The sequence below is a fragment of the Rhizobium sp. FG96 genome (genome assembly GCF_057808655.1).
In genome coordinates, this window is sequence record NZ_JBMDIL010000003.1 from 237,226 (window position 1) to 263,042 (window position 25,817).

Annotated in this window: 23 protein-coding genes; 9 read left to right on the forward strand and 14 right to left on the reverse strand. The window is 63.2% G+C overall.

The genetic code is table 11. The annotated features are described in order from the left end of the window. Positions 1–9: 9 nt before the first annotated feature. Genes ACODR6_RS07385 through hydA form a run of 4 tightly spaced genes read left to right on the forward strand, consistent with a single transcriptional unit; the run spans position 10 to position 4,102 of the window. On the forward strand, positions 10–684 hold the full coding sequence (locus tag ACODR6_RS07385; protein ID WP_112711121.1) for an amino acid ABC transporter permease: 675 nt from the start codon (positions 10–12) through the stop codon (positions 682–684). Beyond that, positions 681–1,418, forward strand: a complete 738-nt coding sequence (locus ACODR6_RS07390; RefSeq protein WP_489021898.1) for an amino acid ABC transporter ATP-binding protein — start codon at positions 681–683, stop codon at positions 1,416–1,418. Before ACODR6_RS07385 ends, ACODR6_RS07390 begins: the two co-directional genes overlap by 4 nt. A 29-nt stretch (positions 1,419–1,447) precedes the next feature. Further along, positions 1,448–2,707, forward strand: coding sequence for a cysteine desulfurase-like protein (locus tag ACODR6_RS07395; RefSeq protein WP_203430627.1), 1,260 nt, complete (start codon positions 1,448–1,450; stop codon positions 2,705–2,707). Then, positions 2,708–4,102 carry a dihydropyrimidinase gene (gene hydA / locus ACODR6_RS07400; protein ID WP_203430628.1) on the forward strand — a complete coding sequence of 465 codons (1,395 nt, stop codon included), beginning with the start codon at positions 2,708–2,710 and terminating at the stop codon, positions 4,100–4,102. A gap of 60 nt (positions 4,103–4,162) precedes the next feature. On the opposite strand, the gene ACODR6_RS07405 is transcribed toward hydA, so the two are convergent. The 8 genes from ACODR6_RS07405 to ACODR6_RS07440 form a co-directional block, all read right to left on the reverse strand. Beyond that, the gene (locus tag ACODR6_RS07405) at positions 4,163–5,401 is read right to left on the reverse strand and encodes an aminotransferase class III-fold pyridoxal phosphate-dependent enzyme (RefSeq protein ID WP_203430629.1); all 1,239 of its coding nucleotides are present in this window, start codon (positions 5,399–5,401) and stop codon (positions 4,163–4,165) included. A 93-nt stretch (positions 5,402–5,494) separates the two neighbouring features. After that, positions 5,495–6,151, reverse strand: a complete 657-nt coding sequence (locus ACODR6_RS07410) for a class II aldolase/adducin family protein (RefSeq protein ID WP_203430630.1) — start codon at positions 6,149–6,151, stop codon at positions 5,495–5,497. A 3-nt stretch (positions 6,152–6,154) separates the two neighbouring features. Next, positions 6,155–7,489 (reverse strand): 3-oxo-tetronate kinase, encoded by a 1,335-nt coding sequence (gene otnK, locus ACODR6_RS07415; RefSeq protein ID WP_203430631.1) that lies wholly within the window; start codon positions 7,487–7,489, stop codon positions 6,155–6,157. Beyond that, a complete protein-coding gene (locus ACODR6_RS07420; protein ID WP_489021902.1) occupies positions 7,489–8,517 on the reverse strand; it encodes an ABC transporter ATP-binding protein in 1,029 nt (342 codons plus the stop codon). Before ACODR6_RS07420 ends, otnK begins: the two co-directional genes overlap by 1 nt. After that, complete coding sequence (locus ACODR6_RS07425; protein ID WP_130281452.1) at positions 8,514–9,524, reverse strand: ABC transporter ATP-binding protein; 1,011 nt, start codon at positions 9,522–9,524, stop codon at positions 8,514–8,516. The genes ACODR6_RS07420 and ACODR6_RS07425 overlap by 4 nt, the downstream gene beginning before the upstream one ends. Positions 9,525–9,527: 3 nt before the next feature. Next, the gene (locus tag ACODR6_RS07430) at positions 9,528–10,370 is read right to left on the reverse strand and encodes an ABC transporter permease (RefSeq protein ID WP_112711112.1); all 843 of its coding nucleotides are present in this window, start codon (positions 10,368–10,370) and stop codon (positions 9,528–9,530) included. 4 nt (positions 10,371–10,374) lie between these two features. After that, positions 10,375–11,388 carry an ABC transporter permease gene (locus ACODR6_RS07435; RefSeq protein WP_112711111.1) on the reverse strand — a complete coding sequence of 338 codons (1,014 nt, stop codon included), beginning with the start codon at positions 11,386–11,388 and terminating at the stop codon, positions 10,375–10,377. Between the two features lie 212 nt (positions 11,389–11,600). Next, entirely contained in the window at positions 11,601–13,076 is a 1,476-nt protein-coding gene (locus ACODR6_RS07440; RefSeq protein WP_489021905.1) for an ABC transporter substrate-binding protein, read from the reverse strand. 341 nt (positions 13,077–13,417) lie between these two features. On the opposite strand from ACODR6_RS07440, the gene ACODR6_RS07445 reads away from it, so the two are divergent. Continuing rightward, positions 13,418–14,446, forward strand: coding sequence for a GlxA family transcriptional regulator (locus ACODR6_RS07445; protein WP_489021907.1), 1,029 nt, complete (start codon positions 13,418–13,420; stop codon positions 14,444–14,446). Here the strand turns inward: ACODR6_RS07445 and ACODR6_RS07450 are convergent. Next, positions 14,440–15,600: a CaiB/BaiF CoA transferase family protein gene (locus ACODR6_RS07450; protein ID WP_489021909.1), complete on the reverse strand. Its 1,161-nt coding sequence runs from the start codon at positions 15,598–15,600 to the stop codon at positions 14,440–14,442. The two genes, ACODR6_RS07445 and ACODR6_RS07450, sit on opposite strands and share 7 nt — an antisense overlap. A gap of 11 nt (positions 15,601–15,611) precedes the next feature. Then, on the reverse strand, positions 15,612–16,823 hold the full coding sequence (locus ACODR6_RS07455) for an acyl-CoA dehydrogenase (RefSeq protein WP_489021911.1): 1,212 nt from the start codon (positions 16,821–16,823) through the stop codon (positions 15,612–15,614). A 118-nt stretch (positions 16,824–16,941) separates the two neighbouring features. On the opposite strand from ACODR6_RS07455, the gene ACODR6_RS07460 reads away from it, so the two are divergent. Then, a complete protein-coding gene (locus ACODR6_RS07460) occupies positions 16,942–17,850 on the forward strand; it encodes a LysR family transcriptional regulator (RefSeq protein ID WP_489021913.1) in 909 nt (302 codons plus the stop codon). Here ACODR6_RS07460 and ACODR6_RS07465 read toward each other — a convergent pair. Next, positions 17,847–19,154, reverse strand: coding sequence for an aspartate aminotransferase family protein (locus ACODR6_RS07465; protein ID WP_489021915.1), 1,308 nt, complete (start codon positions 19,152–19,154; stop codon positions 17,847–17,849). The two genes, ACODR6_RS07460 and ACODR6_RS07465, sit on opposite strands and share 4 nt — an antisense overlap. After that, complete coding sequence (locus tag ACODR6_RS07470; protein WP_489021917.1) at positions 19,151–20,200, reverse strand: phosphotransferase; 1,050 nt, start codon at positions 20,198–20,200, stop codon at positions 19,151–19,153. Before ACODR6_RS07470 ends, ACODR6_RS07465 begins: the two co-directional genes overlap by 4 nt. 103 nt (positions 20,201–20,303) lie before the next feature. On the opposite strand from ACODR6_RS07470, the gene ACODR6_RS07475 reads away from it, so the two are divergent. Beyond that, entirely contained in the window at positions 20,304–21,521 is a 1,218-nt protein-coding gene (locus ACODR6_RS07475; RefSeq protein ID WP_489021919.1) for an ROK family transcriptional regulator, read from the forward strand. Between the two features lie 2 nt (positions 21,522–21,523). Here the strand turns inward: ACODR6_RS07475 and ACODR6_RS07480 are convergent, their stop codons facing one another. Together ACODR6_RS07480 and ACODR6_RS07485 are read right to left on the reverse strand one after the other, a co-directional pair. Continuing rightward, the gene (locus ACODR6_RS07480) at positions 21,524–22,549 is read right to left on the reverse strand and encodes an SIS domain-containing protein (protein WP_489021921.1); all 1,026 of its coding nucleotides are present in this window, start codon (positions 22,547–22,549) and stop codon (positions 21,524–21,526) included. Between the two features lie 20 nt (positions 22,550–22,569). Beyond that, the gene (locus ACODR6_RS07485) at positions 22,570–23,463 is read right to left on the reverse strand and encodes a BadF/BadG/BcrA/BcrD ATPase family protein (RefSeq protein WP_489021923.1); all 894 of its coding nucleotides are present in this window, start codon (positions 23,461–23,463) and stop codon (positions 22,570–22,572) included. A 141-nt stretch (positions 23,464–23,604) separates the two neighbouring features. Between ACODR6_RS07485 and ACODR6_RS07490 the strand changes: the two genes are divergently transcribed. Both ACODR6_RS07490 and ACODR6_RS07495 read left to right on the forward strand, forming a co-directional pair. Then, positions 23,605–24,855, forward strand: a complete 1,251-nt coding sequence (locus ACODR6_RS07490; RefSeq protein ID WP_489021925.1) for a sugar ABC transporter substrate-binding protein — start codon at positions 23,605–23,607, stop codon at positions 24,853–24,855. 1 nt (position 24,856) lies between these two features. Then, positions 24,857–25,792: a carbohydrate ABC transporter permease gene (locus ACODR6_RS07495; protein WP_413712395.1), complete on the forward strand. Its 936-nt coding sequence runs from the start codon at positions 24,857–24,859 to the stop codon at positions 25,790–25,792. Positions 25,793–25,817 lie beyond the last annotated feature (25 nt).

The window sequence follows — 25,817 nt, forward strand, 5'->3', positions numbered from 1 at the left end:
GGTTTTTCAATGGATATTTTCACGACCTTCTTCAATCTGGCGGTGCTGGAGCGCTCCTTTCCGCTGCTCCTCTCCGGCCTGTGGATCACGCTCGAGCTCGGCCTCGTCAGCATCGTCGGCGGCCTCATCGGCGGTCTGATCCTGGCATTGCTGCGCCTTTACGGGCATCCGGTCATCCAGGCGCTTGCCAAGATCTATATCGACATCTTCCGCTCGATCCCGCTGCTCGTTCTGCTGATCGTCATCTACTATGCCCTGCCGTTCGTCGGCATCCGGCTTTCGCCTTTCGTCTCGGCAGTCAGCGCGCTGACGCTGGTCTCGACGGCTTACACGGCCGAGATTTTCCGCGCCGGCATCGAGGCCATTCCGCGCGGCCAGTTCGAGGCATCGGAGGCGCTCGGCCTTTCCTACCGGCACATGATGGCAGAGATCATCCTGCCGCAGGCGGTCAAGATCGTCATTCCGCCGCTCACCAACAACTGCATCAACGTCATGAAGGATACCGCGCTCGCCTCCGTGGTGGCGATGCCAGATCTTCTCAAGCAGGCAACCCAGGCCCAGGCGCTGACGGCCAATCCTTCGCCGCTGATCGGCGCCGCCGTCATCTACATCGCCTTCCTCTGGCCGATGGTCATCATCGTCGCCCGGCTCGAAAAACGCTTCAGTGCGGGGAGGCGCAGATGAAAACCATCGTCAACATCCAGAAGCTCGACAAATCCTACGGCGATTTCCAGGTGCTGCACGGCATCGACCTGTCGATTGCCGAAGGCGAGGTGGTCTGCGTCATCGGCCCGTCGGGCTCGGGCAAATCTACGCTGATCCGCTGCATCAATCATCTGGAAAGCTTCTCCAACGAAAGCCGCATCGAAGTCGACGGCATCAAGGTCGAGCGCGGTCGCAACCTTGCCCGGGTGCGTGCCGAGGTCGGCATGGTCTTCCAGTCGTTCAACCTCTTCCCGCATCTGAGCGTCCTGAAGAACATCATGATCGCGCCGATGCGCGTGCGCGGTACGCCACCCGAGGAGGCGGCGCGCAAGGCAAGGGACCTGCTTGCCCGCGTCGGCATCACCGAGCAGGCCGACAAATATCCCGAGCAGCTGTCCGGCGGCCAGCAGCAGCGCGTAGCGATTGCCCGGGCGCTTGCGATGGAACCGCGCGTCCTGCTGTTCGACGAGCCGACATCGGCGCTCGACCCGGAAATGGTCGGCGAAGTTCTCGACGTCATGCGCAAGCTTGCCGGTACAGGTGTGACCATGATCGTCGTCACCCACGAGATGGGCTTTGCCCGGCAGGTCGCCGACCGCGTGATCTTCATGGATGGCGGCCGCATCGTTGAAGCCGGTACGCCGGCCGAGATTTTCGACAATCCGCGCGAGGAACGCACGAGAAGCTTCCTGCGCGCCGTTCTCAATCACTGACAAGAAAAGACAAGGTTCCGGAGGACCCAATGGAAACGCAACCCCAACTCGACATCGATTTCGTCCGGAGCCAGTTTCCCGGCCTCGATCATGGCTGGGTGTTTTTCGACAATGCCGGCGGCTCGCAGATCCTCAAGCGGGCCGTCGAGCGGATTAACACGTTCCTCTACGACAAGAACGTTCAGATCGGCGGTAGCTACGATGTTTCGCAGCAGGCGGCCAAGGCGCTGATGGACAGCCGCATCGCGGCGACCCATCTGGTCAATGCCGCGCGGCCGGAAGAAATCGTCTTCGGCAGCTCGACGACGGTGCTGCTTCAGAACCTGGCGCGCTCGATGCGCAGCCAGCTTTCGGCAGGCGACGAGATCATCGTGACGATCTCCGATCACGAGTCGAATATCGGCCCCTGGGACGGGCTGCGCGACATGGGCGTCGTCATCAAGTTCTGGCCGCTCGATACCACGACCTACGAACTCGATATTGCCGAACTCAAGCCGCTGCTGACCGAGAAGACCAAGCTCGTCTGCGTCACGCATGTCTCGAACATTCTGGGCGCCATCAACCCGATCGCCGAAATCGCCGAGGTCGTCCACGCCCATGGGGCGCGCATCTGCGTCGACGCGGTCGCCTATGCGCCGCATCGCGCCGTCGACGTGCAGGCCATGGATGTCGATTACTACGTCTTCAGCTTCTACAAGACCTATGGTCCGCATTACGCGATGATGTACGGAAAGTACGAGCATCTCTTGGAGCTCGATCCGCTTTACCACTTCTTCTATGGGCGCGACAAAGTGCCGGGCAAGCTGGAGCCGGGCAATCCGAACTATGAGCTTGCCTATGCGGTGACTGGGATCGTCGACTACCTCTGCGAACTCGGCACGAAAGCGGGTTCGAAGGGCTCGCCGCGTGAGCAGATCCTCGCCGCCTTCGAAGCGATCACCGTGCAGGAGAACGCGCTGACCGAGCGTCTGCTGTCCTATCTGCGCAGCCGCAACGACTGCCGCATTATCGGCGAGACCTCCAACCGCAACGGCAGGCGCATTCCGACGATCAGCTTCGTTTTCGAGGGCCGGAATTCGGAGGACATCTGCAAGGCGATGGACGCCTACAAGATCGCCATCCGCTTCGGCGATTTTCATGCGCGCCGCCTCGGCGATCATGTCGGCCTGCCGCAATATAACGGCGCAGTCCGCGTTTCCATGGTTCACTACAATACCATCGGTGAGGTCGACCGGCTGATCGCCGCGCTCGATGAGATCCTCGCCGATCAGAAGAGGGGCGCTGCCTGAATGCATTTCGACACAATCATCAAGAACGGCACCGTCGTTACCGCCAGCGATACGTTTCAAAGCGATGTCGGCATTCGCGACGGGAAGATTGTGGCACTTGCAGCCTCTCTTGATGGCGCGGACGAAATTATCGATGCCTCAGGCCTCTATGTGATGCCGGGCGGGATCGACAGCCATGTCCATCTCGCCCAGCCATCCGGCGACGGCATCGTCATGGCCGACGACTTCGCGAGCGGCACGCTCTCGGCAGCATTCGGCGGCAACACCACGGTTCTGACCTTCTGCATGCAGGAGAAGGGCACGACGCTGCGTGAATCGCTGAAGGCCTATCATGCGAAGGCCGAGGGCGAGTGCTATATCGACGTGTCGTTTCATCTCGTTGTGACCGACCCGACATCCTACGTGCTCGGCCAGGAGCTGCCGGCGCTCGTCGAGGATGGCTATACCTCGCTCAAGGTTTTCATGACCTATGAGAACCTTCGCCTGCGGGACGACCAGATCCTCGATACGCTGGATAGTGCCAGGCAATCCGGCGCGCTGGTTATGGTTCACTGCGAGAATGAGGATGCGATCCGCTATCTCATCGGAAAACACGAGCAGAACGGCGAGCTCGCGCCGAAATTCCACGCACTGAGCCGGCCGGCCGCCGCGGAGCGCGAGGCGACGCATCGCGCCCTGTCGCTCGCCGAAATCGTCGGAACGCCGATCGTTATCGTCCATGTCTCGAACCGGCAGGCGATGGAAGAGATCGAGCGTGCCCGCAAGCGGGGCAGCAAGGTGGCGGGCGAGACCTGCCCGCAATATCTGCTTCTGACCGCCGATGATCTCGATGCCGCCGAACTCGAAGGCGCGAAATTCGTCTGCTCGCCGCCGCCGCGCGACAAGGAGAGCCAGGTCGCCTGCTGGGAAGGGCTGCAGAGCGGCACGTTCGAGCTCTTTTCCTCCGACCACTGCCCCTTCCGCTATGACGATGAGAGCGGCAAGCTGAACGAGAAAGGCAAACGCCATTTCCGCTGGATCCCGAACGGTATCCCAGGCGTCGAAACGCGGCTCCCCATCCTGTTTTCCGAAGGCGTCAGCAAGGGCCGCATCGATATCAACCGCTTCGTCGCCCTGTCATCGACGAACCACGCCAAGCAATATGGCCTCTATCCGCAGAAGGGTACGATCGCGATCGGCTCCGACGCCGATATCGCGCTCTGGGATCCGCAGAAGCAGGTGACGATAACCAACGATATCCTGCACCATGGGGCAGACTATACGCCCTATGATGGTCTCGATGTCCGCGGCTGGCCGGTCCGGGTGCTCCTGCGCGGCAAGACGATCGTCGACGGCCCATCCTCGACCGGCACGCTGGGGCAGGGCGCCTATCTCAAGCGCAAGCGCTCTAGCTAAACGCTGCCTATTTCAGCGGAGCTTGCGGCGCCAACCGCCGCAAGCTCCGTTTCGATTCCGTCATGCCCCGCGCAGGTGGGCAATATCCTTCATCGCCTTGTCCGCGGCTTCGAGTGCCTGGTCGATATCATCGGCCTGGTGGGCGCTGCAAAGGAACATGTTGTGCTTCGGATGCAGGTAGATGCCATAGCGGAGCGCGGCGGCGCAGAAGGCGTTGGCGATCTGCAGGTCCGGGTCGTCCTGGAAGCGCAGCATCGGCATCTGGACGGGTCCGGTCTGGTGCAGAACGAAGCCGTGCCCTTTGGCGATCGAGGCAAAGCCGTCGCGGAAGCGGGCGCCCATCGCTTCGATATGAGCGAGCGCGTCGGTTTCCTTCAGGATGCCAATGGTCTTGATGCTGGCCGCCATCGAGGCGGAGCCATACCAGAAGGAACCCGTCGTGAAGATCTTCGAGGCGCCGTCCAGCATGCGGCGGCTTCCGGCAACCGCGGCGAGCGGCCAGCCGTTGGCGATCGCCTTCGAATAGGCGCCGAGATCCGGCTTGACGCCGTGCTTGGCCCAGCTGCCCCTGACATCGAGGCGGAAGCCGGCGCGAACGTCGTCGAGGATGAGGGCGGCACCCGTCTTGTCGCAGATGCTGCGCGCATGCCTGAGGAAGGCCGGATCAGGCATTTCCTGATCGCGGTTCAGGTCGTGACGGAAGGCGGTGAGCAGGATCGCGGCGAGATCGTCTCCGGCTGCGGCGACCGCCTCGTCCAGGCTCGCGGCATCATTGTAATCGAAGAGAATGACATGGGCGCGGTCTTCGGTGGTGACGCCGACGACCGAAGGTGAGCACCACGGCACCGCTCCGTGATAGGAGCCGCGTGCGACCAGGATCTTGCGCTTGCCGGTCGTGGCACGGGCGATCGTGACGCAGGTGGTCGTGGCGTCGGTGCCGTTCTTCTGGAAGAGCGCCCAGTCGGCATAATCGATCGTATCGACGAAGAGCTCGGCGAGCTCGACCATCTTTTCCGTCGGGCCGTTATTGATGTCGCCATTGGCGATTTCGGCGAGCGCGGCCGCATCGACTTCAGCATTCTTGTAGCCGAGGAGGTTCGGACCCCAGGCGCACATGAAGTCGATATATTCATTGCCTTCCGCGTCCCAGACGCGGCAGCCGTCGGATTTCGAGAAGAACTGCGGATAGCCGGGGCCGATCGCGCGGGTTGCCATATGGCCCCACATGCCGTTCGGGACGACCTTGCTTGCGCGCGCAAGCAGCTCGCTGTCGCGGCTGTTGTTCAAGCTATGCTCCATTTCATTCTCCCTGCATTGTCATGGCGCCGGGGGCGCGGATCGCTTTGATGACGTGATTGAGTTCTGGCGGGCTGGTGTTGGTGAAGAGGCTGGTCACGAGGCGCGCACGGGTTGGCGGCCGTAAGTCTTGTAGCGCTCCTTGACCTCCACGAGATCGTCCGGCGTCAGCACCACCGGCTGCGAGAAGGAGCGGCAGAGGATGTACTGGCGCGCCAGCGTCTCCAGCTTCACCGTGCGCCCGAAGGCTTCCGCGACCGTTGCGCCGACCGCGACCATGCCGTGGTTGGCAAGCAGGCAGGCCGTCCGTCCCTCGATCGCCTCGACGGTGACGCCGGCGAGCTCCGGCGAGCCGAAGGCCGCATATTTCGAGCAGCGGATATCGTCGCCGCCGAAGCCGGCAATCATGTAGTGGAAAGCCGGAAGCGGCTCGCGGGCACAAGAAAGCGCGACGCAATTGTCCGGATGCGCATGGACGATCGCCTGAACTTCCGGGCGGGCCTTGTAGACCGCGGCATGCAACGCCCATTCGCTCGAGGGCGTCATTTCGCCGGACCAGGCGCCGTCGAGATCCATCTCGACGATCATCTCGGTGCGTAGCGACTTCGAGGGAACGCCGGTCGGCGTGATCAGCATGCCCGTAGCCGTCCTGACGCTGATGTTGCCGGAGGTGCCCGCATTCAGGCGAAGCGCTTCTGCTTCTCGCGATGCATCGACGAGGGACTGGCGAAGGTGTTCGGACGTTTCGGTCATGGGTCAGCCTTTCGGGGGCCAGCGGGTTAGAATGGGTTCCTCGACGATCGGGTGGCGCATGTCGTCCAGCGCCGAAGAGAAGAGCTCGAGGTTGCCGAGTTTGCCGGATTTCAGCATCAGCGCGATCGGGAAAGGTTGCGTGGCGACGGCGCGGGAGAACCCGGGCTCGCGATAGGGGCCGGGCTGCACGTCGCTGATCCCAAGAGTCCTGACGATGGCGCCTGATGTTTCGCCGCCGGCGACGACAAGACGGCGCACGCCGAGGTCCAGAACAATCGCCTTGGCGATCTCCGAGAGGATTTCTTCGGCGCGAGCTGCGATTTCAAGGCGGCCGTGCTCGGCCTGCAAAGCGTCGATGCGCTCCTGCGGCAGCGCAGTGCTGATCGCGAAATTGCGTCCACCGGCGATCGCAGCGGCTGCGAACTGGCGCGCTTTTGCGACGAGGTCATGGCCGGTATAGGCGCGGGCGATATCGAGCGTGCAGGCCGGATTGTCGCGCGCGAACTCCGTCAGCTGGGCAGCGCTTTGCGGCGCCACACTGCCGACGAGTACCGCGCCCGGGCCATCGACACCGGCAAGCCGGATCGTCGAGGGCTCGCTCGCCAATCCCTGCTCCAGCCATACCGGAGGCAGATGCGCGGCGACCGAGGAGTTGCCGGTCAGCAGGCGCATGTCGGCAGCGGCGCGGGCGAGTGCGGCCAGATGATGCTCGTAGAGCGTATCGGCGATGAACAGCGATTTCCCAGACCGTTCCGCCTGGTCATGGATACTGGCGCGGATCGCTTCCGGCCCCTTGTCGACCACCGTGTAATCGACAAGCCCGACGGAGCGGCGGCTCTGGGCCTGAAGGACGCGGGCAAGGTTCGAATCCGTCATCGGCGTCAGCGGATCGAAACGCTTGGGGGATTCTCCGAGAAGCTCGGCGCCGCCGAACATGTGACCCTGGAAGACGGTTCTGCGCGTCTCGCAAAGGGCGGGAACAAAGAGCGCCTTGTCGACCCCGAGCCGCTCCATGATCGCCTCGGCGCAGGGGCCGATATTGCCTGCCGGCGTGGAGTCGAAGGTGGCGCAATATTTGAAGAATATCTGCCGGGCACCGTGATCGAGAAGGATATCCAGGGCGCTCATGGCCGACTGGACGGCCTGATCGACCGGAATGACCCGCGACTTGAGCGCGATGATATGCGCCATCTCGAACTTCGCCGGCCGGCCGGTGCCGACGGAGAGCGACGTGGGGATGCCGCGTGCGACGAGCATGGAGGCAAGTTCGAGGCCGCCGGTCAGATCGTCGGCGATGACGCCGAGGAGCAGCGGGTGCGTATTTTCTCCTGCAGCCATCACGCTACCGCCTTGTCTGCTTCGATGTCGGGGAAGTGGCAGGCGACCTTATGGCCCTGCTCGATGTCGGCGAGTTCGGGAACGGCGCTCGCACAGACGTCCTGCGCCTTCCAGCACCGCGTCCTGAACGGGCAGCCGGAGGGAACGTTCAGCGGGCTCGGCACATCGCCTTTCAAAGTGATCCGCTGGCGTTCGCGCTCGACATCGGGGTCCGGGAGCGGAACGGCGGACAGCAGCGCCTTGGAATAGGGGTGAGCCGGCCGCTCGTAGATATTCGCGGCCTCCCCGATCTCGACGACCCGGCCGAGGTACATGACGGCGACGCGATCCGAGACGTGGCGCACGACCGCAAGATCATGGGCGATGAACACGTAGGAAATGCCGAGCTTCTGCTGCAACTCGTCGAGCAGGTTGAGAACGCCTGCCTGAACCGAAACGTCGAGCGCCGAGACTGGTTCGTCGAGCACCAGGATTTCCGGGTTGAGGGCGAGCGCACGGGCGATCCCGACGCGCTGTCGCTGCCCGCCCGAAAGCTCATGCGGGAAACGGTCGCCGTGCTCCGGCGCCAGGCGCACAAGGTCCAGCAACTCGGTAGCCCGCTCCAGTGCCGGCTTGCCGGTGACGCCGATGAGGCGCAGCGGTTCGGCGATGATGTCGCGGATGCGCATGCGGGGATGAAGCGAGGCGAGCGGGTCCTGGAAGACGATCTGCAGGTGGCGGCGGAACTGGCGCATCTCGTCTTCCGAGAGCGTCGAGAGATCGGTGCCCTTGAAGCGGACTTCGCCCGAGGTGGGCTCGACAAGCCTCAGCAGGCAACGGCCGAGCGTCGATTTCCCGCAGCCGGATTCGCCGACGAGCCCGAGCGTTTCGCCCTTCAGGAGGTCGAAGGAGACGCCGCCGACGGCCTTGACCTCGCGGATGGACTGCCAGCCGAAGAGGCCGCCCTTGACCGGGAAGTTCTTGGTGACGTCGCGAACGGTCAGGACCGTTTCGGGCGCGCCGGATTCTGGTTTGCTGGCAGGCTTCATGAGTGCCTCACGCTTGGGATCGGTTGCTCGGAGGCGATGGTCTGAAGCTCGGCTGCGAAATGGCAGGCGCTCATGACGCCATCGGCTTGCCGGAGTGCCGGCTCCTGCGACCGGCAGATGTCCTTTGCCATCGAACAGCGCGGATGGAACGGACAGCCTTGCGGGCGGGTGCTGAGCAGCGGCGGGCTGCCTGGGATCGGCTGCAGCGCGCCTTCCTTGCCGCTGATGGTCGGCAGACAGGAGAGAAGCCCGCGCGTATAGGGATGGCGCGAGTTGTAGAAGATCTCGCGAACCGGTCCCTTTTCCATCACCTTGCCGGCATACATGACGATGACGGTGTCGGCCGCACCGGCAACGACGCCGAGATCGTGGGTGATCAGCACCAGCCCCATCGAGAATTGCTTCTGCAGGTCCTTGAGAACTTCGAGGATCTGCGCCTGCACGGTGACGTCGAGCGCCGTCGTCGGTTCGTCGGCGATCAGCACTTCGGGATTGTTGGCCACCGCCATGGCGATCATCACGCGCTGGCGCATGCCACCCGAAAACTCGTGCACATACTGGTTGGCGCGCACCTCCGGCTGTGGAACGGAGACGAGTGTCAGGAGCTCGATCGCCTTCTGCCTGGCGGCCGACGCCGACATGCCGGGATTGTGGAGGCGCACCGCCTCGGCGATCAGCTTGCCAACGGTGATGACGGGGTTCAGCGCCGTCATGGGATCCTGGAAGACGAGGCCGATCTTGCTGCCGCGCAGCCGCTGCATGCGGCGCTCGGGAGCGCCGATGAGTTCCTCGCCGCGCAGCTTGATCGAGCCCGAGACTTTCGACTGCGCCGGGGCGAGGCCCATGACGGCGCGCATGGTGATCGACTTGCCGGAGCCGGACTCGCCGACGATGCCGACGACCTTGCCGGCTTCGGCGACGAAATCGACACCGCGGACGATCTCGACGCCGTTGCGCAGCGTTACCTTGAGATCGTTGACTTCAAGCAATGGTTCGGTGTTGGCCATCGATCAGTGCTCCCTGGGATCGAGGATGTCGCGCAGGGCGTCACCGATGAAATTGAAACCGAGGCCGAGCGACAGGATCGCGATGCCGGGACCGAAGGCGACCCACCAGGAATAGAAATGCGCCGCGCCATCGGAGATCATCGCGCCCCATTCGGGGCTCGGCGGCTGGGCGCCGAGGCCGATGAAGCTCAGCGATGCGGCGAGCAGCACGACCTGGCCAAAATCCATGGTGGCGCTGATGATCGTCGGCGTCCAGGAGAGCGGCAGGATGTGCTTGGTGAGCAGCCGGAAGGATGTGGCGCCGCCGGCGCGCGCCGCCTCGATATGGTCGCGCGAGATGACATCGAGCACCTGTCCGCGCATCAGCCGGGCATAGACCGGCCACCACACGGCGATCACCGCGATCGCGGCATTCTGCAGCCCGGGGCCAAGCGAGGCTGCGACGGCCATGGCGAGCAGAACCGGCGGAAAGGCGAGCGTGACGTCGACGAGACGCATGATCAGCCCGTCGACCCAGCCGCCGAAGAAGCCGGCGATGGCGCCGAGTACCGAGCCGATCGCCACGGAACAGACCACGACGACGACGGAGATGGCGATCGAATAGCGCGCACCGTAGAGCGTGCGCGTCAGCACGTCACGCCCGAGCGCGTCGGTGCCGAGCCAGTGCTGAAGAGAGGGTTCCAGCAGTTTCCGGCCGACGATCTTCAGCGGATCGTAAACGCTCCAGATATCGATCGTCAGCGCGACGAAGACCCAGAAGAAGACGATCGCCAGACCGATTGTGAGGACCGGGCGTGTCGTGATGACCGAGAACCGCTGTGTTGAGGTGCTTATCGACAGAGACATCGGATCATCCCAACTTCAGGCGAGGATTGGCGAAGGCATAGGCCACGTCGGTGACCAGGTTCGTCAGCAGGAAGGCGGATGCGCCGATGAGGGAGACGCCGATGATCGCCGGGTAATCGAGCGTGCGGGCGGAATCGACGGCATAGGAGCCGATGCCCGGCCAGGCGAAGACCGCTTCGGTGAGCACCGCACCGGTGATCAGGTAGGCGAAGGAATAGCCGATGATCGTCAGTGTCGGGATCATCGCGTTGGGAAGCGCGTGGCGCAGCAGCGTGCGCGCCTCGCCAGCGCCCTTGGCCCGGGCGGCGAGAATGTAGTCCTGCCCGAGCGCATCAAGCATGCTGGCGCGTACCAGGCGGGAGATGATGCCGGTGACCGACCAGCCGAGCACGAAGGCGGGCAGGACGAGATGCTCCAGCGCATTGAAGAAGGTGGCGAACTGGCCGGCGATCAGCGCGTCGATCGTGTACATGCCGGTGACGAATTCCGGTGCGACGGCGCGGGCATCGAGGCGTCCCGGTCCGGGAATGACGCCGAACTTGACGGTGAAAAGATAGAGGAAGAGCAGGCCGGACCAGAAGACAGGAACCGTCGAGCCGAACAGCGCGAAGAAGCGCGCCAGATAATCCGCCGGCCGGTCGCGGAACCGGGAGGCGACGACGCCGAGCGCGATACCGCTGAGGGTGCCGAACAGCATGGCGAAGATGACGAGCTCGAGCGTTGCGGGCAGGCGCTCGGCGATATCGGTCAGGACCGGGCGGCGCGTGCGGAAGGAGATGCCGAGATCGCCGGAAACGAGGTTCTTGATGTAGACGGCATATTGTTCGGGAACGCTCCGGTCGAGGCCCCATCGCTGCTTGGCGGCGGCGACGACTTCAGGATTGTTCATCTGCCGCTCGCTGACGAGAGCCGAGAGCGGGTCTGCCTGGGTGAAGTGCGACAGCAGGAAGGCGACCGTTGCCACGCCGAGCAGCAAGAGGGGAATGGAGATCAGCCTTCGAAGAACATACCGGGTCATCTGACGGAAACTTTCCTGTTACTATCCGCCGCGGGTTGGGCCTGCGGCGGCGGTACCGCTTCTCTGCAAGCGGCATTCTACTGCTACAGCCGCGCCTGCCCAATCGGCTGCGCAACATGCGCTTCCGCGAAGGGTTCGATCCGGGCCAAGCGGCTCTGGTTGCCGGAGGCGGATAGCCTCCGGCAAAGCTGCAGCAGATGGTCAGCCGTTGCTTAGTCGGCCTTGATGTCCGAGAGGACGATGTTGCAGCAGGCCGAGAAGCGCAGGCCGGAGACGCCCTTGCGGGAGACCAGCACCGCATCGGGAGCGACGATCGGCACGATCACATGGTCGGTGGCCATGGTCTCGCCGAGCTTGCCGAACAGTTCGGCGCTCTTGTCGCCACCGGCAGACAGGGCTTCCGCCAGGATCTTCGGCGTTTCCGGATTGGCAAGTGCCGGGTCGGCCTTGCCGCCGGCGCGCTTGTACCAGACGGTACCGTCCATCATCGCGAAATACTGGGCGTATTGCGAAGAGCCGTAATAGTCAGGGGCGAAGAAGACGGCGGTCAGCGGAATGCCGTCGCTGTTGATCTTCTCGCGCCAGACCGAGAATTCGACCGGCTTGAGCTCGAGCTTGATGTTGATCTCGGCCAGATCCTGCTGGATCTTCTGCATCATCAGCGAGTAGTCGACGCCGTACTGGTTGACGTTCGGGTAGGTCGCGTCGAGCGTGAAGCCATCGGTCACGCCTTCTTCGGCCATCAGCTTCTTGGCCTTCTCGACGTCGTATTTCGGCGCCTCGCCAGTGCCGCTGCCGGGGAAGCCGGTCGGGATCGGCGAGCTCAGGCGCTTGCCCTTGCCGTCGACGGTCAGGTCGATGATGCCGTCATAGTCGATGGCGCTGGCAATCGCTTCGCGGATCTTGGCATTCAGCGGGTGCGGCAGGTTCTTTGCACCGGGGCTGATGGCGATATAGACCATGTTGAAGGACGGCTTGGTATCGACGACGATATCAGGATTGGTGATGTTCTTCGCCGTGGTCGGATCGACCTGGGTGGCGATATCGGCACTGCCGCTTTCGAGCAGCTGTGTCTGGCTGACAGCATCCTTGGTCTGCAGGAACACGAACTCGCCGACGGCAGGCTTCTTGGCCCAGTAGTTTTCGTTGCGCTTCAGGCGCAGTTCGTGGTCCGGGCTGTAGTTCGACAGAACGTAAGGGCCGGCGCCTGCCGAATTGGCGAGCAGCCACTGTTCGGCGGTGTCCTTGGCGCTCGCATCGGCGCCGGCATCGCCGCCATGCTGCATGACGAGATCGGAATTGATGATGCCGGCATAGGGGGCCGTCAGCGATCCCACGAATTCGGAGTTTGCCGCCGAGAGCGTGACGACGACGGTTGCGGCGTCCGGGGCTTCGATCGAGGTGACGTTGTCGAGAAGGTAGGCCATGCCGCCCTTCATGTTCTTCAGGCGCTCGAGCGTCCACTTGACGTCCTTGGCCTCGACGGCGGAACCGTCGGAAAATTTAGCGGCCGGATCGAGCTTGAAGGTGATGACCTTCTGGTCGGCGCTCGTGCTCCACTCCTTGGCGAGCGACGGCACGAGCTTGTTGTCGGGCGAGAGATCGACGAGACGGTCATAGACCGAGCTCAGGTAGATCTGACAGGTGTCGCAGAAGGCCCTGGAGGGGTCGAGCGAGTTGAGGTCCATGTCGCGGGCGATGACGACGGGCTTGCCCGCATCCTGCGCAAACCTGCGGCGGGGGCGGCGAGAACCGACGCAAAAAGCGCGGCCGCAATCGCCGTCGCGCCCGCATATCGGCGCTTGTTGGTAAAATGAAATTCCGGCATTTTGAGTAACATTGAATATACTCCCGTTCCACCACTGAGGCTTTGTGCGCGCCGATCTTTGTTGCGTTTTGTGGTCTGCGCAGGTGGATAATGGCACCGATCTTTTCGGACCAAATTGACAATCGCGAACCATATCGTGCAATAAACGAATACAAATGTCGCTTTATTCATCATGTTTCTGTGATGCCTGCGGTTGGGAAAATGGACGCTACCAGCAGCCTTGTGAGCACGCTTCCGGATGGTGCCGAACGCCGGAGATCGATTGCCGTAATCGTGGGTAGAGAGCCCTCGCTCCATAGTATTCTTGTGGCTGTCGAGCCGTTCCGCGCTGCCAACCGGGTGGGCAAGGCGCAGCTCTTCAGCATCGATTTCATGCCCGGCGATCCGCGCGATACGCCGAGCAGCATGGACATCGCCGTGCCGCGAACGGCGACCTTCGACGACCCCAAGAAATACGATCTGATCCTGCTGATGTTCACCTATACGGTGGCAGATGAGGCCAAGGGAAAGCTGTTTCGCTGGCTGCGGCGGCAGGCGGCGGGCGGGGCACATCTCTGCGGCATGGATACCGGGCCACTGGTGCTTGCCGAGGCGGGATTGCTGAACGGCTACACCGCCACCGGACACTGGACCGGCATGGCCTCACTGAAGGAGCTGGCGCCCGGCGGCACCATCGTCGAGCAGCTCTATGTCATAGACCGCAACCGCTCGACCTGTGCCGGACAGGCATCGAGCCTCGATTGCTCGATGGCGCTGCTCCGGCGAATGTGCGGCGACACGCTCTATCATCTCGTCTGCAACGAGCTCGTCTATACCGCGCCGCGCGCCGCCGAGACGCGCCAGCGCGAGATCGTCAACGGCCAGTCCTGGCTTGCCAATCCGATCCTGCTGAAGGCACAGCGGATCATGCAGGAAACGGTTGAGGATCCGCTCGATATGGATAGTGTGGCAGAGCGCTGCGGTGTGTCGGCGCGGGAGCTTCAATATCTCTTCAAGCGCTATCTCAATACCAACCCGAAGAAGATGTATATGGCCTTCCGTCTGCAGCACGCGAAGGAGCTGTTGCTCTATAGCTCGATGAGCATCCGCGAGACCGGGCTCGCCAGCGGCTTTGCGACGCCGTCGGCCTATTACCGGGCGTTTTATGCCGTCTATCAGAAAAGCCCGCAGGAATATCGCGGCGATTTCGCCAAGAACCGCTCGGCCATGTACGGCCGCAATCTCTACTGACGCTCTTCGCTCTCCAGCATCTCCCAGCCGCCGGCGAGAAGATTGGCATGTTCTCCGAGGGTCGGTGAGCGGCTCGATGTATCGAGCGAGGCGTCCGAAAACACAATCGGCGTGCGGATGCCGGGAGCGCCGTCATTCTGAACCACCATCTGGCGATGCAGGATCTGCGGGTCGTTGAAGACGTCAGTCAGGTCGTTGATCGGACCAGCGGGCACCCCTGCGCGCTCGAGTTCGCTGAGTAGCTTTTCGCGCGTCACCGCTTTGGTCTGCCGCTCCAGAATCTCGGTCAGGGCGGCGCGGTTGTGAACCCGGCTCGGATTGGATCTGAAGCACGGATCGGCGGCGAGCTCGGGAACGCCCAAGATCGCGGCGAGCTTGGCAAACTGGCTGTCGTTCCCGCAGGCGATGATGACGTCGCCATCGGCGACCGGAAAGACCTGGTAGGGGGCGATATTCGGATGGGCATTGCCGAGACGCTTCGGCGAGACGCCGGAGGCAAGATAGTTCATGCCCTGATTGGCGAGCACGCCAACCGTGCTGTCGAACAGCGCCATGTCGATATGCTGGCCAACGCCGGTCTTCTCGCGCAGGGCCAGCGCCGCCTGGATGGCGATGACGGAATAGAGGCCGGTAAAGATATCGGCAAAGGCAACGCCGATCTTCTGCGGTTGGCCCTCGGGCTCGCCGGTCAGATGCATGATCCCGGCCATGCCCTGGACGATGAAATCGTAGCCGGCGCGCGAGGCATAGGGGCCGGACTGGCCGAAGCCGGTGATCGAGCAGTAGATCAGCCGCGGATTGATCTCCTTCAACGCACCATAATCCAGTCCGAACTTGGCAAGGCCGCCAACCTTGAAGTTCTCGATCAGCACATCGGCGCCGCGGATCAGCTCCTTGATATGTTCGAGATCGCCGGGTGCGTTGAAATCGGCGGTGACGCTGAGCTTGCCGCGATTGCAGGCGTGGAAATAGGCGGCCGTCGTTTCCTGGCCGGCTTCGACGAAGGGAGGCCCCCAGCGTCTTGTGTCGTCACCCTCTGGGGATTCGATCTTGATGACGCTGGCGCCGAGATCGGCAAGCGTCTGTCCGGCCCAGGGGCCGGCCAGAATGCGCGCGAGTTCGACCACTCGTATTCCGCTGAGGGGCGTTGCCATGTCGATGCGGCTCAGAAGAAGGCCTGGATGTCCGTCTGGGCGCGGCCAAGGATCAGCGCATGGACGTCATGCGTGCCCTCGTAGGTGTTGACCGTCTCCAGGTTCTGCGAATGGCGCATGACGTGGAATTCGATCTGGATGCCGTTGCCGCCGTGCATGTCGCGGGCAGCCCGAGCGATGTCCAGCGCCTTGCCGCAATTGTTGCGCTTGACGATGGAGATCATTTCCGGGGCCATCTTGTGCTGGTCCATCAGCTGGCCGACGCGCAGCGACCCCTGCAGGCCGAGCGCGATTTCCGTCTGCATGTCGGCGAGCTTCTTCTGGTAAAGCTGCATGCCGGCGAGCGGCTTGCCGAACTGCTTGCGGTCGAGGCCGTACTGGCGGGCGCGGAACCAGCAATCTTCGGCCGCGCCCATGACGCCCCAGGAGATGCCATAGCGGGCGCGGTTGAGGCATCCGAACGGGCCCTTGAGACCGGAAACGTTGGGCAGCAGCGCATCTTCGCCGACTTCGACGCCGTCGAGCACGATTTCGCCGGTGATCGAGGCGCGCAGCGACAGCTTGCCGCCGATCTTCGGAGCCGAAAGACCCTTCATGCCCTTTTCAAGCACGAAGCCGCGGATCTCGTTGTTATGGGCTTCCGACTTTGCCCAGACGACGAAGACGTCGGCGATCGGCGCATTGGAAATCCACATCTTGGAACCGCGCAGGCGATAGCCGCCCTCGATCTTTTCGGCGCGGGTCTTCATGCCGCCCGGATCGGAGCCGGCATCCGGCTCGGTCAGGCCGAAGCAGCCGATCAGATCGCCCGAGACGAGGCCCGGCAGATACTTCTTCTTCTGTTCGTCGGAGCCGTAAGCATAGATCGGGTAGATGACCAGCGAGGACTGGACGCTCATCATCGAGCGATAGCCCGAGTCGATGCGCTCAATCTCGCGGGCAACAAGGCCGTAGGCGACGTAGGAAGCGTTGGCGGCGCCGTATTCCTCCGGCAGCGTGACGCCGAGCAGGCCGGTCTGACCCATCAGCTTGAAAAGGCCGGCATCGGTCTGTTCGTCGAGATAGGCTTCCTGGACGCGCGGCAGGAGCTCGGCCTTGGCGAAGGCAGCGGCCGAGTCGCGGATCATCCGCTCATCTTCGGAGAGCTGTTCGTCGAGAAGGAAGGGATCGCTCCAGACGAAAGCGCTGGAGGACTTGCGGGCGGTGTTGGGAGAACTGGACAAAAGCGATCCTCGCGGCAAACGACGTGATACCATTCGAGTTTATGCATTTATCAATTGCGCGCTAGCCACGAAAACCATAATTACACATAAGTTGATGTATGGCATGCATAGGATAGAGATGCGCCAGAGACGATTTCTTCCCCATATCAGCCATCTCTCGGCCTTCGAGGCGGTGCTGCGGAACGGCTCTACGGCCGCGGCCGCCCGGGAGCTGAACCTGACGCAGAGCACAGTCAGCCGGCTGATCCAGACGCTGGAACAGCAGCTCGGCCGGGCGCTGTTCGAACGCCACAAGCAGCGTCTCGTGCCGACCGAGGCGGCGCAGGCCTATGGCCGCGACATTACCCGCGCACTCGACCTGATCCAGCGCGGCAGCATGGAATTCTCGGCCAATCCTGGCGGCGGCACGCTGACGCTGGCGATTTTGCCGGCCTTTGGCACCCGCTGGCTGGCGCCGCGGCTCGGCGGCTTCCTGAAGGATCACCCTGGGATCAACGTCAATCTGGCGACCCGCCTCAAGCGCTTCAATTTCGCCGCCGAAGGCTTTGACGCCGCAATCCATTTCGGCACTGCCGACTGGCGCGAAGCCGATCATCTCAAGCTCTTCGACGAGCGCCTGACGGCGTGCATTTCACCAGCGCTGCTGCAGGAAAGGCCGGTCGGCAAGCCCGAGGATGTGCTCGATCTGCCGCTCCTCCAGCTGGAGACCCGCACCAGCGCTTGGGCGATCTGGTTCGCAGCGCAGGGCATCAAGCCGCGCGGCGTCACCGGCATGCTCTTCGACCAGTTCGCCACGATGACCCAGGCCGCCATCGCCGGCCTCGGCGTGGCGCTACTGCCGGATTATCTGGCGAAGGACGAAATCCAGGCCGGCCGGCTCCTGCCGCTCCTCAAGCCGTCCATCACCGGCACCGGGACCTATTGGCTCGCCTGGCCGCAATCGCGCGCCAGCTACCCGCCGCTCGTCTCGTTCCGCTCATGGCTGGCGAAAATAGTGGACGAGAGCCCCTGGGGCATCGCGGACTAGCCGACCGCGCGCATCGTCTCCTCGGTCGCCTCAAGGAAGCGATCCGCATTCTCGCGCGAGAACACGAGTGGTGGACGGATTTTAAGGACATTGGCGTCAGGGCCGCTGGCGCTGATCAGGACCTTTCTTTCGCACAGCCCGTTGACGATGCGCGAGGCGAGCTGGGCAGCGGGCTGGCCGTCTTGCTCGATGTCGGCGCCGATGAAGAGGCCGGCACCACGAACCGATGTGATGGCATCGAAGCGGGTGGCGAGCTCTTCCAGGCCTTGCCGCAGATAGCCGCCGACGTTGGCTGCGTTGGCGATCAGTTTCTGATCTTCGATATAGCGCAGGACCGCCATGCCTGCGGCAGCGGCGACGGGGTTGCCGCCGAAGGTGTTAAAGTAGCGGGAATTCTTGCCGAACTCGGCGATGATCTCCGGTCTGGCGATCAGGCCGGCCAGCGGGTAGCCATTGCCCATCGGTTTGCCGGCCGCAACGAGATCGGGGATCAGGCCATGGCGCTGGAAACCCCACATCGCATCGCCCGTACGCCCGAAGCCCGGCTGGACCTCATCGGCGACGAAGATGCCGCCCGCGCGGCGGATCGCGTCGACCGCGGGCTTCAGGAAACCCGGCGGGTTGGCGATGACGCCGTCGCTGGAGAAGATGGTATCGACGATCAGCATTGCCGGCTTGATGCCGTGCCGCTTGAGATCGGCGATCGCGGCTTCGACACCTTCGACGAATGCTTGTCCGACCTGCTCCGGCGCGAGTGACGGATCGGGTGCTGGGACGGTGCGAACATGCGGGCCGAGATCGACATGGGGACCGAGCGAGGGCGAGAACTCGGCGACCGTGGCGGTGACGCCGTGATAGGCGTGGCGCGTCACGATGATGCCGGTGCCGCCGGTATAGCTGCGGGCGATGCGGACGGCGAGGTCGTTGGCCTCGCTGCCGGTGCAGGTGAACATGACCTGGCTGAGCTCATCCGGGCAGGTGGCCGTCAGCGCCTCGGCATAGTCGAGAATGTTGTCGTGCAGATAGCGTGTGTGCGTATTCAGCGTTGCCGCCTGTTTGGCGATCGCCTCCAGCACCTGCGGGTTGCCGTGACCGACGGATGCGACGTTGTTATAGGCATCGAGATAGGCGCGGCCATCGGTATCGTAGAGCCAGACACCTTCGCCGCGGACGAAATGGAGCGGGCGCTCGTAAAACAGCCGGTAGGCCGGTCCCAGCACTTTTTCGCGGCGCCGGATCATCGATTGCTCGGCGGGGCTCAGCCGTTCAAAATCGCCGGTGCCGAACGCATTGGCCATGGTCATGAGAGATCTCCAGTCGTCTGCTGAAAGAGCGCGGCAAGCGCTTCGTCACTATGATCCGCCAGGCGGTTCAGGCCTGCAAGGGCGGAGGGATGGTTGCGCAGGATGTAGTCGCGGTTCTCCGGATAAAGCCCGGCCCGCCACTCGGGGATGAGAACGGTCATCGCCAGACGCGTCCTGAGCAGGCAGGGCAGGGCTGCGAGCTCGGCCTGCGAGAGCGGCCTGATCGAGTGATAGGCGCGAAGCATCGCGAGCATGTTCTGCATGCCGTTTTCGCCGCCTGCCTGGTAGGAGAGTGCGACCGCGAGATCGTTGACAAGAGGCGCCTCGACCAGATCGCCGAAGTCGATGACGCCGGTGATCTCCGTGGGATCGTCGGACGAAACGAGAATGTTGTGCGGATTGAAGTCATTGTGGATGACCTGCCGCGGCAACCGGCCCATCGCGGGAGCCAGACGGTCGAAAGCGTCGAGAGCAGAAAGTACAGAGGCGCGGCGGGACGGCGCGACATGCCCGATGAGAGGGCGCAGTGCCGCGGCATTGCAGATATCCCAGAGCAATTGCTGCACCGGCGGGGCCGCCCGGAAGTCCGCCAATGCCTGACCGAGACGGGCAAGGCTCACGCCAAGCGCATGCATCTGGCTCGCCGATTTCTGTACCTTGTGCAGCTGGACGCCATCGAGGAATGTCAGCATCCGCACGAAACGCAGATCGGAGCCAAGGGAGAGCTTGAGCAGAAAGTGTCCGTTCGAGGCCGGGATCGCCTTCGGGAGCGGCAGCTCGATCTGCTTGCGCTCGAGGTGGCGAAGGGCATCGGTCTGGAAGGTGAGGATGTCGGCGCGCTCGGCGGTATTGGCGATCTTCAGGACGGCGCGCATCCCATCGGCGGTTTCGATCAGGAAGGTTTCGTCACGCTCGCTGGAGAGAACGCTGGCGCGCCCGGCGATGCAGAAATACTGGGCGGCGATGGATTCCACACGCGATAGCGGCGTGCGATCCAGCTTCGCAGTCAGCGCATTCTGTACGTCGGCTTCTGATGTGTTGGACATGGGCTTGCCTTTATTGACACCACACCACGGAGAATGTTTCAAATTCCGTGCTGCGTGATTTGGATGAAGCAGCGACCGGCCGCGGCCGGATGAAAGAGATGCAATGCCCCCCGCAAATACGCCTCCGCTGACCGAAAGCTCCCGATCCGTCCTGCGCGTCCTCGCCTCCTCCGGCGCGATCACCAGGCCGCGGCTCGGCGCCATGCTCAATCTCTCCAAGCCGACGATGACGGCGGTGATGAACGAACTCGGCGCGCTCGGCCTTGTCGCGCCGATCGGCTCGCAGCAGGGCGCGATGGGCAGGTCCGCGACCGTCTATGCGCTCGGCCCCGAGGCTGGCTACGTGATTGGCATCGATGTCGGCGTTGCACAGGTGCGCGCCGTGGCGCAATGGCTTGACGGAACGCCGCTTGCGACTGCCGAACTCAAGATCGTCAAGCAGCAGCGCGCGACCATCGAGGAAATCGCTGTGATCGTCGACGAGGCGGCCAAGACCGCAATTCTTGCCGTCGGCAAGCGCAGCAAGAACCTGCGCAGCGTTGCCGTCGCCGTTCCGCGCATCGTTTCGCGCAATCGCCTCGGCTTCAACCGGCGCAAGGGCCCGGAGGCCGTGCTGCAGCGCCTGCGCCAGTCGATCGACGCACCGATCCTGCTCGAAAACAACGTCAACTGCGCCGCCTTCGGTGAGCTCCGCGAGGGCGCGGCGCACGGGCGCGACATCTTCCTGTTTTTGCAGATCGGCGTACGCATCGGTCTCGGCATCGTCATCGGCGGCAAGCTCTTCCGCGGCTTCAACGGAGCGGCCGGGGAAGCCGGGCGCCTGCCATTTCCATGGTCCGCCGACAGCACGCCAGAGCGGGAAGGTCTGGAGCATTATCTCGGCTCCGACGCGCTGATGGAGCGATGCGTGGCCGGCTGGCCGGCAAGTGCCGGCGAACCGCCCGCAACCGCCCGCGAACTCTTCGATCGTGCGCAGGCCGGCGAGCAGGAGGCGCTTGTCTGGGTCAACAAACATGCCGCTGATATCGGCCGCATGGTTGCCGGCTGCATCGGCTTCTTCGATCCCGGTCTCGTCGTTCTCGGCGGCGGCGTCGGCCAGAACCCGCTGATGCTGGAAGAGGTGCGCCACGTTGCCCGTGATCTCACCTGGGCAACCGAGATCACCGTCAGCGGTCTCGGCGTCAACGGCACGGTGCTGGGGGCGACCCGCCTTGCTGCCGACTATGCGCTCGCCGAGATCCTCGGCGAGACGCCCGATGCCACGCTCGTCCTGCCGCCTGGTTCCATTCCGGACGAGGAAGCGGAGCAGGCGGCCGGTTGACATCATACCTCCGTCGGCGACCAAGGCTTCAGCTTGGTGTCGGTCTGCCGGTAGCGGAAGGTGATGTTGGTCAGGCCCGCGGCATCCTGCATGTCACCGACGATCATCTGCAGGGCGACGATCTGGATGATCGCATCGGCGACCGGATGGCGAAGGCTTGGCACGGAGATGACCACGAGATTGTCACGCTCGGCGACATTGTCGCGTTCGGCGATCAGCACCGAGGGGCAGCCGAAGCCAGCCATATCCTCGGCGATCTTCACTTCGCGGCCACTGCCGAAGGCGATGACGCCGGTGCGGCTGTCCTGCGATTCCATCGGCCCATGCAGATAGTTCATCGTGTCCCAGCCGGCGGCAGGCAGGCGCACGGCCTCACGGATCAGCATCGCGCCTTCGCCGGCATTGGCAAAGCCTGTACCTGCGCCGACGAGATCGATGGAGCTGCATGCGCCAAGCCGGGCGGCAGCCTTCGCGGCAGAGGCCTTGGCGGTTTCCAGCGTCTTTGAAACGGCAGCCGGCAGGCGGTCCCACTCGGGAGAAGAGTGGCCGCCTGCCAGCCGTTCGCAGAGCAGCCCGATCGCGAGCAGCATGCCGGTATAGCCCGTGGAGCTCGCGCCGTTGTCGGAGCCGGATCCGGTCGGAAGAACCGCACCGGTCAGTTCGGCCAGCGGGTTTTCGCTGCCTCTGCAGATGGCAAGTTTGGGAAGATCAGGTCGAAGCCGCATAACATCGGATATTTCGCGGCTCTGGCCTGAGGCCGAGAGCGCGACGAAGGCGCCGGCAGCACTGTCGAGCGCTCCGTAGAGGTCCGTCGGGCAATAGGGGAAGGAGGCGATGCCGAGATCGCGCAGATAGGCGGCCCCTACCATGGCCGCTTGATAGCTCGCGCCGATCCCTGCGAAGCCCACGCTCCTGCCTTTGAAGGCCTGAAGGTCGAGCGACGCCAATGCACCGCGCACGATATCGAGCCCCTCGGTGAGGCTCTGGGGTTGGCGGGCAACCGCGTTTCTGTAGCCGATACGTTCCATTCGTCTGTCCTCGTTTTCTGTCAGCCAGCAAGCAGACGGCCGGCAAGCGCCAGGGCGCCGTTGACCGGTGCCGCGCGCAGCAGGGTGATCTCACTTGCCGGCGAGACCGCAGCCATCGCGTGCTTGAACGCCTCGAAAAGGCTCGGCTGCTCGACGACGACGCCGCCACCGATGACGACATGGCTGGCATCGGCGCCGCGGCTGATCAGGATGCCGACGAGGCGGGCAAGGGCCTTCGCGCCCTCTTCGATGACAGTGATCGCAAGCGGCGATTTCTGCGCCGCGGCATCGAAGACCGCATCGGCATAGCTGCCCCAGATCGCCGCGCCGCGCGTCTCGTTCAGCAGGCGGCCAATCTTCGTGGCGTCGGTCGTGTCCAATTTCGCCATCAGCCCGTTCACAAGCGGGTCGCCGCTCTCGCCATGGTCGATGGCGTTGCGGATCGCGCGGGCGGCCTCTCTCACGAGTGCCGCCGCGCTGCCTTCGTCCCCAAGGATCCAGCCCCACCCGCCCGCGACCAGCATCTCGCCGTCATGATTGCGCGACACCGCGATCGAACCTGTGCCGGAGACGACGCCGATCCCGCTTGCAAAGCCCGCAGCAGGCACCAGAAGCTCGGAATCGTTGACGACCTTGATCTTGCCGGAGAGCTTTGCGCCGAGATCGGCTTCCATCTGCTTGCAATGCCAGTCGGTATCGCAGCCATGAGCACCGAGAGCGACGGCTGCCGGTTCCGCCTTTGCGGTCTCCAGGATGAGGGCGGCGAGCGCCGCGGCGTCGGCCGCACGGTCCCAGCTGCGCCAATCCGCGGTCGGAACGACCTTGTTGGCGATCACCTCTGCGCCCTGACTGACGAGCAGATGCGTCTTTGTGCCGCCGATATCGACGCCGACTATGAGGCCGCTTTTCACCATGGAATATATGCCTTCCGCATGAAGTCTGGGGGAGCTAAAAAATATAGTTAGGCAGCTTTACAAACTATCTAGCCAAAACGCAAGAACTATGATTTGCTAATGATCGTGAACACGCCCTAGAAAACGAAAAGGGGAGCGCTAATGAGAGTGAGATCGATCGCAGGGCTGCTGACGGCAGCGACAATTGCCTGGGGGCTCTCCGCTCCCTTTACCTATGCAACCGACATTTCCTTCTGGACCTGGCGTCAGGAAGACAAGGCGGCCTACAACGAACTGTTCGCCGACTTCACCAAGAAGAACCCTGACATTACCGTGAAGTTCGAGTCCTTCCCGGACGAGAACTATCCGACGATCGTCTCGACGGCGCTCGCCGGTGGCAAGGGCGGCGATGTCATCCATACGCATGCCTATGGCTGGCTCGAGCAGTTCGTAAAGTCCGGCTACTTCGTGAAGCAGGACAGCTCCAACATGCCTTCGCTGGCAAACATGTCCGCAGATGCGCTGCTGTCGGGTACCTATCGCGCCGATGGCCAGGTCTATTCGCTCCCCTTCGCCTCGCAGACGCTCGGTCTGTTCATCAACAAGGACGTGTTCGAAAAGGCCGGTCTGAAGGCGCCGACGACATGGGATGAATTCATCACCGTTTCGAAAGCCCTCAAGGAAAAGGGCATCATTCCGCTCGCCAACGGCCTCGGCACCAGCTGGTTCAACGAAATGTTCGTTGCTTCCTTCACCGGACCGTTCCTCGGCCAGGATTTCGTGTCCGACCTGAAGACCGGCAAGGCGACCTTCAAGGATCCGCGCTATATCGCGGCCCTGAACAAGCTGCTCGAACTGCGCGATTATATGCCCCCGGGCTTCGAAGGCATCGATTACGATACTGCAGGCCAGCTCTTCGTCAGCGGCCGCGCCGCAATGCTTGCCGGTGGCAGCTTCGATATTGCCACCTACAAGGGCGAGAACCCGCAGATCAACATGGACTTCATTGCTCCACCGGCTGCCAAGGCAGGCGACATTCCGCAGGCAACAAAGTTCTATGACGGCGGCTATGCGGTCAATGCGGCCTCGAAGAACAAGGAAGCCGCGCTCAAGCTCGTTGCCTGGATGGGCACCAAGGAGTTCGGCGACAAGTTCACCGCACTGCTGGGCAATATCTCGCCGATCAAGGGCGTCGAGGTGAAGGACCCGCTGCTTGCCGAAGTGGCCAAGCTCAACGAGACGGCGATGCCGCATATCAACGTCGTCTATTTCCGCTTCCAGAAGCCCACCGGTTCCGAGTTGCTGCAGACAGACATTACGAAGATGATGTCCGGCAGCATCACGCCCGACCAGCTTGGCGCCGACCTGACCGATGGTCTCGCCAAGTGGTACAAGCCTTTCCAGGGGAAGTAAGATGAACACCGACCGGCGCCGCGCCCCGACCTTTCTGCCGCAGCGCCGGTCGGTGTGGATCTTCCTGCTTCTGTTTCCGGCCTTGGCCGTGATGACGATCTTCGTCGTCTGGCCGCTGCTGTCGGCCCTTCGCTTTGCCTTCTACGAATTCAACGGCCTCTTGCCGTCGAATTTCATCGGGCTCGAAAACTTCCGTAAGGTTCTGTTCGAGGAGCCCTACAGCGACTGGACGTACAACGCCTTCTGGCACAACGTCATCGTCTTCGTGTCGTTGATGATATTCGAGAACGGCACCGCCTTCCTGATCGCCTTCGCGCTCCTGAAGGGCTTGCCCGGTCACCGTATCCACCAGGTCATCGTCTTTCTTCCGGTCGTGCTGTCCTCTGTCATCGTCGGTTTTCTCTGGAAGCTCTTCCTGCACCCGCTGTTCGGCCTGGTGAACGGTGCGCTGGCACTGATCCATATTCAGGGACCGGCCTGGCTCGGCAATGAAAGCACGGCGCTCGGCAGCATCGTCTTCGCCAATATCTGGCATTGGCTGGGCTTTCCGACACTGGTGCTGCTTGCCGGCATGCAGCGGATTTCCGCTGAGGTCATCGAGGCCGCACGTCTGGATGGGGCAGGGGACTATGTGCTCCTGCGCCGCATCATCTGGCCCCTGATCGCGCCGAGCGTCACGATCGTCTGCATCCTCACCTTCATCGGCAGCTTCAACTGGTTCGAGATCCCTTATGTGATGGCGGGACTGACAGGTTCTCCCGGCGGCTCGACCGACGTCCTCGGCCTCTATTTCTACCGGACGGCCTTCGGCAGCGTCACCAACGGTATTCAGGATTTCGGCCAGGGCAGTGCGCTTGCGGTGCTGATGTTCCTCTTCGTTGCCGGCTTCTCCTTCGTGGCGCTGCGCTTCCTGCGCCGGCGTGAAATTCAGCTCTAGGCCGCTTAAGCCATTTCCGGGAACC

Excerpts from the sequence above, each read along its gene's own strand:
- ACODR6_RS07385 (WP_112711121.1), top strand. The coding sequence starts at position 10 with ATGGATATTTTCACGACCTTCTTCAATCTGGCGGTGCTGGAGCGCTCC.
- ACODR6_RS07390 (WP_489021898.1), top strand. The coding sequence starts at position 681 with ATGAAAACCATCGTCAACATCCAGAAGCTCGACAAATCCTACGGCGAT.
- ACODR6_RS07395 (WP_203430627.1), top strand. The coding sequence starts at position 1,448 with ATGGAAACGCAACCCCAACTCGACATCGATTTCGTCCGGAGCCAGTTT.
- hydA (WP_203430628.1), top strand. The coding sequence starts at position 2,708 with ATGCATTTCGACACAATCATCAAGAACGGCACCGTCGTTACCGCCAGC.
- ACODR6_RS07405 (WP_203430629.1), bottom strand. The coding sequence starts at position 5,401 with ATGGAGCATAGCTTGAACAACAGCCGCGACAGCGAGCTGCTTGCGCGC.
- ACODR6_RS07410 (WP_203430630.1), bottom strand. The coding sequence starts at position 6,151 with ATGACCGAAACGTCCGAACACCTTCGCCAGTCCCTCGTCGATGCATCG.
- otnK (WP_203430631.1), bottom strand. The coding sequence starts at position 7,489 with ATGGCTGCAGGAGAAAATACGCACCCGCTGCTCCTCGGCGTCATCGCC.
- ACODR6_RS07420 (WP_489021902.1), bottom strand. The coding sequence starts at position 8,517 with ATGAAGCCTGCCAGCAAACCAGAATCCGGCGCGCCCGAAACGGTCCTG.
- ACODR6_RS07425 (WP_130281452.1), bottom strand. The coding sequence starts at position 9,524 with ATGGCCAACACCGAACCATTGCTTGAAGTCAACGATCTCAAGGTAACG.
- ACODR6_RS07430 (WP_112711112.1), bottom strand. The coding sequence starts at position 10,370 with ATGTCTCTGTCGATAAGCACCTCAACACAGCGGTTCTCGGTCATCACG.
- ACODR6_RS07435 (WP_112711111.1), bottom strand. The coding sequence starts at position 11,388 with ATGACCCGGTATGTTCTTCGAAGGCTGATCTCCATTCCCCTCTTGCTG.
- ACODR6_RS07440 (WP_489021905.1), bottom strand. The coding sequence starts at position 13,076 with ATGGACCTCAACTCGCTCGACCCCTCCAGGGCCTTCTGCGACACCTGT.
- ACODR6_RS07445 (WP_489021907.1), top strand. The coding sequence starts at position 13,418 with ATGGACGCTACCAGCAGCCTTGTGAGCACGCTTCCGGATGGTGCCGAA.
- ACODR6_RS07450 (WP_489021909.1), bottom strand. The coding sequence starts at position 15,600 with ATGGCAACGCCCCTCAGCGGAATACGAGTGGTCGAACTCGCGCGCATT.
- ACODR6_RS07460 (WP_489021913.1), top strand. The coding sequence starts at position 16,942 with ATGCGCCAGAGACGATTTCTTCCCCATATCAGCCATCTCTCGGCCTTC.
- ACODR6_RS07465 (WP_489021915.1), bottom strand. The coding sequence starts at position 19,154 with ATGACCATGGCCAATGCGTTCGGCACCGGCGATTTTGAACGGCTGAGC.
- ACODR6_RS07470 (WP_489021917.1), bottom strand. The coding sequence starts at position 20,200 with ATGTCCAACACATCAGAAGCCGACGTACAGAATGCGCTGACTGCGAAG.
- ACODR6_RS07475 (WP_489021919.1), top strand. The coding sequence starts at position 20,304 with ATGCCCCCCGCAAATACGCCTCCGCTGACCGAAAGCTCCCGATCCGTC.
- ACODR6_RS07480 (WP_489021921.1), bottom strand. The coding sequence starts at position 22,549 with ATGGAACGTATCGGCTACAGAAACGCGGTTGCCCGCCAACCCCAGAGC.
- ACODR6_RS07485 (WP_489021923.1), bottom strand. The coding sequence starts at position 23,463 with ATGGTGAAAAGCGGCCTCATAGTCGGCGTCGATATCGGCGGCACAAAG.
- ACODR6_RS07490 (WP_489021925.1), top strand. The coding sequence starts at position 23,605 with ATGAGAGTGAGATCGATCGCAGGGCTGCTGACGGCAGCGACAATTGCC.
- ACODR6_RS07495 (WP_413712395.1), top strand. The coding sequence starts at position 24,857 with ATGAACACCGACCGGCGCCGCGCCCCGACCTTTCTGCCGCAGCGCCGG.